This is a genomic window from Sphingopyxis sp. (assembly GCF_035565275.1).
GTDB lineage: Bacteria > Pseudomonadota > Alphaproteobacteria > Sphingomonadales > Sphingomonadaceae > Sphingopyxis.
The window spans coordinates 1-4,806 of record NZ_DATMST010000229.1 but is presented as its reverse complement, the minus strand read 5'-3'; the positions used below and the strand labels follow the sequence as shown (position 1 = coordinate 4,806).

Genomic DNA, 4,806 nt, shown 5'->3' with positions numbered 1-4,806 from the left:
GCGCCACCGCAACGCGCTGCTGCTCGCCGCCCGACAGCTTGCTCGGCTTGTGATGCAGCCGCTCGCCCAGCCCCAGCCGTCCGAGCAGGTCGGCCGCGCGCTCTTCTGCCTCCTGCTGCCCTGCGCCGCGGATGAGCTGCGGCAGCACCACATTCTCGATCGCGTTGAAATCGGGCAGCAGATGGTGGAACTGATAGACGAAGCCGATCTTCTCGCGCCGCGTCTTCGTCCGCTCGCCCTGTTCGAAGCGCGTCACATCCTCGCCGTCGATGCGGATCGTCCCGCCGAACCCGCCTTCGAGCAGGCCGACGGCCTGCAGCATCGTCGATTTCCCCGATCCCGACGGACCGAGCAGCGCGACGATCTCGCCGCGGCGCAGCGACGCATTGACGCCGCGCAGCACTTCGATCGTGACCTCGCCCTGCGTAAAGCTGCGCTTGAGGTCGACCAGTTCCAGCGCGACATCACTCATAGCGCAGCACCTGCACGGGGTCGGTATTCGCCGCCTTGTAGGCCGGATAAAGCGTCGCGAGGAAGCTGAAGACGATCACCATGATAACGATCAGCGTGATCTCGAACGGATCGGGCTTCGAAGGCAGTTCGGTAAGGAAGCGGATCGACGGGTCCCACAGCGGCCGGCCGGTCAGGAATTCCACCCCGCGCAGCACCCCCTGCCGGAAATAGAGCAGCGAAAAGCCGACGATCATCCCGGCGATCGTCCCCGCGACGCCGATCGACAGCCCGATCGCCATGAAAATGCGCATCACCGAATCGCGCGGTGCGCCCATGGTGCGCAGTATCGCCATATCGCGCGTCTTTGCGCGCACCAGCATGATCAGCGACGAGATGATGTTGAACGAGGCGACAAGGATGATCAGCGACAGGATGACGAACATCGCGACGCGCTCGATCGACAGCGCCTCGAACAGGCTCGCATTCATCGATCGCCAGTCGGACACCACCGCCTTCGACGCGACCTTTTCCGCGAGCGGCCGCAATATCTCGCCGACCTTGTCGGGATCGCTGGTCTTGACCTCGATCATCTGGACCTGATCGCCGGTGAGCAGCAGCAACTGTGCGTCCTCCATCGGCATCACGACATAGGCCTTGTCGAAATCATAGACGCCGATTTCGAAAATCGCCGACACCCGGTAGCTGATTTCGCGCGGCACGGTACCGAACGGCGTCGAGCGCCCGGCAGGATTGATGATCGTCAGGTTCGACCCCACGTTGGCGCCGAGATTGCGCGCGAGCTCGCTTCCGATCGCGACATTGCCCGACCCGGGAGTCAGCGTTTCGAGGCTGCCCTGCAGCACCTTGCCGTTCAGCGTCTCGTTCTTGCGGATGTCGGGCACGGTCATGCCGCGCACGAGAATTCCCTCGACGCGGCCGCTGAAGGTGCCGAGCAACGGCTGCTCGATCAGCGGCGTCGCCGACACCACGCCGGGGGTCGCTTTTGCCTGTTTCAGCACGTCCTGCCAGTCGTCGATCCGGCCGCCGAACCCCTGCACCACCGCATGGCCGTTCAAACCGACGATCTTGTCGAACAGGTCGCTGCGCACCCCGTTCATCACGCTCATCACGATCACCAGAGCCGCGACGCCGAGCATGACCGCGGTAAAGCTGAACGCCGCCGCGACGAAGATAAACCCTTCGCCGCGTTGCGGAAGCAGATAGCGTTTGAAGATGGTGCGTTCGTAAGGACGCAGGATCATGGGGCGGTGGGCCTTTGCGGCGCATGTGAAATGACACGCATGCAGCCGCTTTAGGCAGCACCTTCATCGCTGGCAATGGGCGCTGGCATGACATCACTTGCGAACGATTCGCAAAATATGTTGCCCATCGGCCACAGCGCCGTGCAAAAGCATGTCGCGATGCCCGCCAGAGGGTGACAAATCCTCCCCCCGGACCTACCCCGTGGCTTCTGGTTCAACGCGGCCCAAAGGCCCGGCTCCAGGGAGTGCAAGCCTTTCGCCGGGCTTGCAACAAAGGGGGATGGCGAGTGTTCGTCACAGGCGCCCGGGTTTCGCAAAGCGAGGCCCGGGCGTTGTGATTCCGACGTCGCGCAATGGCGAATGACGGCTTAGAGTGGGGAGTTGACGCTCGCTCCCTCTCCTTCGTCATCCCGGACTTGATCCGGGATCCATACGATGGTGCGGCTATGGATCCCGGATCAAGTCCGGGATGACGATGAGAGATAGGTCCGCAACCGGTCGAGTAGCTGACAACAGCTACCCCTCGCTCTCGCTGATATCCTCGAGCATATCGGCATCGAGCACGCGGACCCTGCCCTGTTCGAGCGAAATCACGCCCGATTCCTCCCAGCTCTTGAGCTGACGGTTGATATGCTCGCGGCTCATGCCCGCGAAGTTGCCAAGCTCGGTCTGGCTCAGCTCGACACGCTGCGATGCCTCGACATCCTTGCGAATCAGGCGTTTCAGATACCGCGCGAGCCGCGGGCCCGACGCATAGGCGCGGTCGCTCTCGATCGTCTGGTCGGCGGTGCGCAGCCGCCGTGCGAGCTGCTGCATCAGCGACCAGGCGAATTCGGGATGGCTCGCAGCAAAGTCTTTCAGCGCATTGCGGCCAAGCTGCAGCGCGCTTCCGCTGCTCGTCGCCGTCACCGATGCCGTGCGTTCGCCGCCGTCGAGCAGCGCGATCTCGCCCAGCACCGCGCCGGGTTCGGCATAGGCGAGCACGATTTCACGCCCGCCCGACGTCAGCATCGAGACGCGCGCGGTGCCTTCGGTCAGAATCAGCATCATGTCGCCCGGATCGCCCTGGACGAGCAGTTCCTTGCCCTTGACGAAATTGACCTGCACCGCCCGGCTGGCGATCTCGGCCCAATCTTCGACCGAAAGTCCCGAAAAGATGCTGTCGGGGCCCTGCAACTCGGCGAGTCTCGCGTGATCCATGCCCCTGAATTCCCTTTTTCCTGTTATACCAGCCGGCTCTGCTTCACCGCCGCTTCGATGAAACCCGCGAACAAGGGGTGCGGGTCGAACGGCTTCGACTTGAGCTCGGGATGGAATTGGACCCCGATAAACCACGGATGGTCCGGACGCTCAACGATTTCCGGCAACATGCCGTCCGGCGACATGCCCGAAAAGACGAGGCCGCCCTTCTCGAGGCTCTCGCGATAGGCGCCGTTGACTTCGTAACGGTGGCGGTGGCGCTCGCTGATGTCGTTCGCGCCATAAACGCTTGCGACATGGCTGTTCGGCGACAGCTTCGCCTCATAGGCGCCAAGGCGCATCGTGCCGCCAAGGTCGGTGTCGGCACCGCGTTTCTGCAGCCCTTCGGCGCTCATCCATTCGGTGATCATGCCGACAACGGGTTCGTCGGTCGGGCCGAATTCGGTGCTCGAAGCGTCGGCGATGCCGCTCGTATTCCGCGCCGCCTCGATACACGCCATCTGCATGCCGAGGCAGATGCCGAAAAAGGGCACACCCCGTTCGCGCGCGAAACGCACGCTCGAAATCTTGCCTTCGGATCCGCGCTCGCCGAACCCCCCGGGGACGAGAATGCCGTGCATCGGTTCGAGATTCGCGGCGAGATCCTCGTCGCGCTCGAACATTTCGGCGTCGAGCCAGCGGATGTTGACCTTGACCCGGTGCGCCATGCCGCCGTGGACCAGCGCTTCGTTCAGCGACTTGTAGGCGTCGGGCAGCGACACATATTTTCCGACGACGCCGATCGTGACCTCGCCCTCGGGATGCTGCTTGCGGTCCATGATGTCGTACCAGCGCGACAGGTCGGGCTCGGGCGCATCGGTGATACCGAACGCACGCAAAACCTCGCTGTCCAGCCCCTCGCCATGATATTGGACCGGGACCGAATAGATGCTGTCGGCGTCGAGCGCGGGAATCACTGCCTCCTTGCGGACGTTGCAGAACAGCGCAATCTTGGCGCGCTCGCTCTCGGGCAGCGGCTTTTCGCAGCGGCAGAGCAGAATGTCGGGCTGCACGCCGAGCGAGGCGAGTTCGCGCACGCTGTGCTGCGTCGGCTTGGTCTTCAACTCGCCCGCGGCTGCGATATACGGAACCAGCGTGACGTGGACCGAGATCGCGTTTTCGCGTCCCTCTTCATTCTTGAGCTGACGGATCGCCTCGATGAATGGCAGCGATTCGATATCGCCGACAGTGCCGCCGATCTCGCACAGCACGAAATCAAGGTCGTCGATCTCGGCGCGCGCGAATTCCTTGATCGCATCGGTGACGTGCGGGACGACCTGCACCGTCGCACCCAGATAGTCGCCCCGGCGCTCCTTGGCGATGATGCCCTGATAGATCCGGCCCGAGGTGACATTGTCGCTCTGCCGCGCCGCGACGCCGGTAAAGCGTTCATAATGGCCGAGGTCGAGGTCGGTCTCGGCACCGTCGTCGGTCACATAGACCTCGCCGTGCTGATAAGGCGACATCGTGCCCGGATCGACGTTCAGATAGGGATCGAATTTCCGGATGCGGACGCGGAAACCCCGTGCCTGCAACAGAGCCGCGAGGCTAGCCGCCATCAAACCTTTGCCAAGGGAGGAGACCACGCCGCCGGTGATAAAAATGAACCGCGCCATGGGAGAAAAGACTTACTCAACAGAAGGGTGACGGCGCAAGCCGTCGAATCGCTTCCGGCGGAAATATTTCCGCCGGGCGGGTGGCGATGGAGGCCGAAGCCGCCAATATTCTCGAAGCTTATTTCTTGGCGGGTGGTGCCTGCGCCGGTGCCGGTGCGGCTTCCTGGCTCGATGCCGCTGCAGCGGCGGCCGCCAGCGGATCGTCACTCGCAACCGCGGGCGCCGTTCCAGCGGGG

General features: G+C 63.4%; 4 protein-coding genes. All 4 read right to left on the bottom strand.

Translation table 11 applies throughout. The features are described 5' to 3' along the window. A partial coding sequence (locus tag VN047_RS15710; RefSeq protein WP_325544276.1) for an ABC transporter ATP-binding protein occupies positions 1–472 on the bottom strand: 472 nt, incomplete at its 3' end. Continuing rightward, positions 465–1,715, bottom strand: coding sequence for a lipoprotein-releasing ABC transporter permease subunit (locus VN047_RS15705; protein WP_325544274.1), 1,251 nt, complete (start codon positions 1,713–1,715; stop codon positions 465–467). The genes VN047_RS15710 and VN047_RS15705, both read right to left, overlap by 8 nt. 516 nt (positions 1,716–2,231) lie before the next feature. Next, entirely contained in the window at positions 2,232–2,915 is a 684-nt protein-coding gene (locus VN047_RS15700) for a Crp/Fnr family transcriptional regulator (RefSeq protein WP_325544272.1), read from the bottom strand. A gap of 23 nt (positions 2,916–2,938) precedes the next feature. After that, positions 2,939–4,570 carry a CTP synthase gene (locus VN047_RS15695; protein WP_325544270.1) on the bottom strand — a complete coding sequence of 544 codons (1,632 nt, stop codon included), beginning with the start codon at positions 4,568–4,570 and terminating at the stop codon, positions 2,939–2,941. Between the last annotated feature and the right edge of the window lie 236 nt (positions 4,571–4,806).

Coding starts and splice junctions, on each gene's coding strand:
- VN047_RS15705 (WP_325544274.1), bottom strand. CDS start 1,715: ATGATCCTGCGTCCTTACGAACGCACCATCTTCAAACGCTATCTGCTT.
- VN047_RS15700 (WP_325544272.1), bottom strand. CDS start 2,915: ATGGATCACGCGAGACTCGCCGAGTTGCAGGGCCCCGACAGCATCTTT.
- VN047_RS15695 (WP_325544270.1), bottom strand. CDS start 4,570: ATGGCGCGGTTCATTTTTATCACCGGCGGCGTGGTCTCCTCCCTTGGC.